General features: G+C 44.7%; 1 protein-coding gene, 1 pseudogene and 1 riboswitch. The gene and the pseudogene both read right to left on the bottom strand.

The window, feature by feature from the left end:
- Positions 1-772 precede the first annotated feature (772 nt).
- A complete protein-coding gene (locus tag DSM107010_RS37390; protein ID WP_106171037.1) occupies positions 773-2404 on the bottom strand; it encodes a cation:proton antiporter domain-containing protein in 1632 nt (543 codons plus the stop codon).
- Between the two features lie 91 nt (positions 2405-2495).
- Positions 2496-2578, bottom strand: a riboswitch (Fluoride riboswitch).
- Between the two features lie 56 nt (positions 2579-2634).
- Positions 2635-2850: pseudogene (locus tag DSM107010_RS37385) on the bottom strand (IS1 family transposase); the annotation flags it as partial.
- Positions 2851-3187 lie beyond the last annotated feature (337 nt).

Here is a 3187-nt window from a genome sequence, read left to right as displayed (position 1 = left end):
CGATTTGGTACTTCATTCATGGCTACAATGCAGAGTTAGACAGGATTTGAGCTTCACCACTACTTCCATATCACTACCCCTCAAATGTTTCCAGAAGTAGCTAACAGTGCCATTAACTATGGCAACTGATTTGAAAATTACCTGACTTTTTGTTTAGCTATCTTTAGCATCACGAACAAAAATGATGAGAAAATGACAACAAATGATAAAGATTTCAGTTTTTAGAATATTTGATGAGCCATGAAATGAGGACTGTGAAGCTCTAATCTTATTTTTAAGTTTTGACTTGTCTTCGCCAGAAAAAATCTCTAACACCAGATATATATCTTTAGAGACGTGAGGGTAATTTATGTTTACTTCTCGCTCAGATTCGACCACAGTAATATTCAAGATAATTCTTTAGAACGGGTTTTAAAACTCCCTTTCTCAAGATAAAGATATAGAAAAATTTAAGTTTCGATTTCTGTCTAAAGATTGTGGTAAGCGGCTCGGAATTGAGTCTATTAGTATACAAGTAAAAGACTTGAAAAGAACGAATATGAAACTAAAACCTTTGTTCGGTATTGTCATGACAGCCTAGCAAAGAATCTCAGCAGGAAACACCCACTGACGTTGATGAAGAGCGTACCGTAGGGAATTGCAGTGCCAAACAATTGTACGAACCACGCACCGAGGTAATAGCGGCTAAGCGCAAAGCGCGATTGCTCTTGGTGCGATCGCAAGAGAAGTGCGAAGTACGGGATCTTTGAGCATATTTCAGGATTCCGACGAATTAACCAACGAATTGGTTATCTTCAACGACAATTACCGGAATCGGACTCGATTCTAGTACTGCTTGGGAAACCGAACCGACTAAAACTTCATCCCAAGCTTGATGTCCCCGTTTACCGATGACAATCTCAGCCACTCCATATTCTCGCGCCACTCGAACAATAGTCTCTGGAACCGAGCCTTCTAGGGTGATGAATTGATGGCGGATATCTGCTAAAAGACGTTGGGCTTTTTCTTTGAGCAATGCCACTTTTTGAGAATCTTGCCTGCGGATGACGTGCAACACGATCGCTTCACTATCGCTCCGACGGGCAAGTTCTGCGGCTTTTGTTAGCACTTGAGCGGCTAAGGGGGAGGTATCCACGACTGCTAAGATAATAATGCGGCGAGTCACTGCTACCTTTGTCGGGTCAACCTCACCACGCTCCAGTAGTTTCGGCGCAAATGTCGGAATTGCCCAAGCTCCTAGAGGCGCAGTGACCAAAATTGACAGCGCCGCGATCGCCAGAATTGTTTCTCCTCCTTCGATCCCAGATGCTAACGGTAGTGCGCCGATTGCTGCCTGAACGGTTGCCTTAGCAGAATTACCAGGTAAGAGAAATAATCGCTCCCGCCAGTTCCAGTTGCTACCCAAGGTAGACAAGTACCAGCCAATCGCCCGTCCGATTAGGGTTCCAATTATCAGAATCAGTAGCCCTGGAAGTAAAATTTTTCCTAACACTTGCAATTGAATGCTTGCCCCTAGCAAGACAAACAAGACAATTTCCGCTACCACCCATAAACTATCAAACCCACTCCGCAATCGTCGCGCTAAAGGCGGATCGAATGCGATCGCAAAAAATCCGATTGCCATCACAGCCAAGTAGCCAGAGAAAATTGGCAATTTCTCTGCCGCTACCACGAGCAACAGAGCCAAACTTGCCGCTACCAACGTATCTTGTACCGCATTCTGCGTCCAGTTTTGCTTTGTTAGCAGAGATACCAAAAGCCGCGCCGTCAGCAGCCCTAGTACAACTCCCAGCACAATTTGGAAAATAATTTGTAACGGCAGCAGATGCAGCGCGCTTAAAGTTAAACCTCCCGGTAACTTTACACCTGCTGCACTCCCTTGGGAAAGGAATGTCAATAACAGGCTAAATACTAATAGCAGCAAAACATCTGACAGAGCGCTACCCGTCAAAATCGCATCGGGAATTCCTTTGTTTACGCCCCAACCAAGGCTTTTCAATCGCAACATTCCTGGCACGATGACAGCCGGAGACTCTGCCCCAATGATGCAACCCAGCATTAATCCAGTGAGAAAGTCAAACTGAAAAATTGTCATTGCAGCCAAAGCAACAGCTATTGCCTCACACGCCGCTGGTAAAAATCCCAATCGCAGTGCTACAGATCCCTGTCGGGCTAGCTTTTCCCGATCCAGCCCTAGCCCTGCCTTCATCAAAATTGCCATCACAGCGATCGTTCGCAGAGTGCCAGCTGCCTCCAGAACGCTAGGGCTAATTGCATTTGCCACCTGTGGACCTAAGAAAATCCCCACCAGCACCATGCCTACCAGCGCCGGAATTTTCAAGCGACGAGCAATTTGACCGCCAAAAAAGCCAAATAGCAAAATCCAGATAAAGCTCTCTAACATCGCGCAACTACGGGTTAGTTAACAGTTGAACCGTAACTCGCGTTGGAAAGTTAGATTGGCTAGCGATAGCCCTACCCTTCCGCCGCAAGCCGGAACAGTAGGAGCCATCAGCCTTCTGGTTGTCATGTCAATTTCCAGATGGCAGTTAAGGCGAGCCCCATCACCTCAGATTATTTTTACAATTGTAAAACCATCCGTGCCGTCCATAAGTATATCGAGACGATTGTGCCTCAAGCAAGTGTGGGATAAACAGCAATATCTTCCCAAGTCCAAGGTTCTGAGGTTAGGTCTGCCCTTTGAGCAGTAGTACCATTACGGGAATGTACCCAAATCCAATTGAAATAGCTCAGGACAAGCCTTAAAGTAACTTTCGTCTGCTCCCAGATTTGCCCAAACTTATTTTGTCGTCGATGCCACCGCCCTGTTTGCTGCCGGATGATACCATTATGCGTAACTTTACAGCTTACTACCGCTTTTTTACAAGATAAAAAAATAAGTTTCTGTCTTTTTTAGAAACTTTAATAAACATGAAAATCACAATAAAAATAACTGCCTTGGGTAAGAAGTCGCTCTGTATGAAGAGTGACTTATTTATTGAAATTAAGTAAGCGTTAAAATATTTGCTACTAAAGTATGTTGATTAGCCTGACCGCCAATTGTGACTGAAAAATGACAAACATCTAACGGCTAGTAATAGATAATATAGCACGGCTTACGCTGCTGACGGTAAGCCGACAGGAATCTTAGGGGCAATTGATGCTAGAGCATTTTCTAGTCTACTGA

It is taken from the genome of Chroococcidiopsis cubana SAG 39.79, assembly GCF_003991895.1.
Classification (GTDB): Bacteria; Cyanobacteriota; Cyanobacteriia; order Cyanobacteriales; family Chroococcidiopsidaceae; genus Chroococcidiopsis; species Chroococcidiopsis thermalis.
This window is presented reverse-complemented; position numbering and strand designations above follow the sequence as displayed.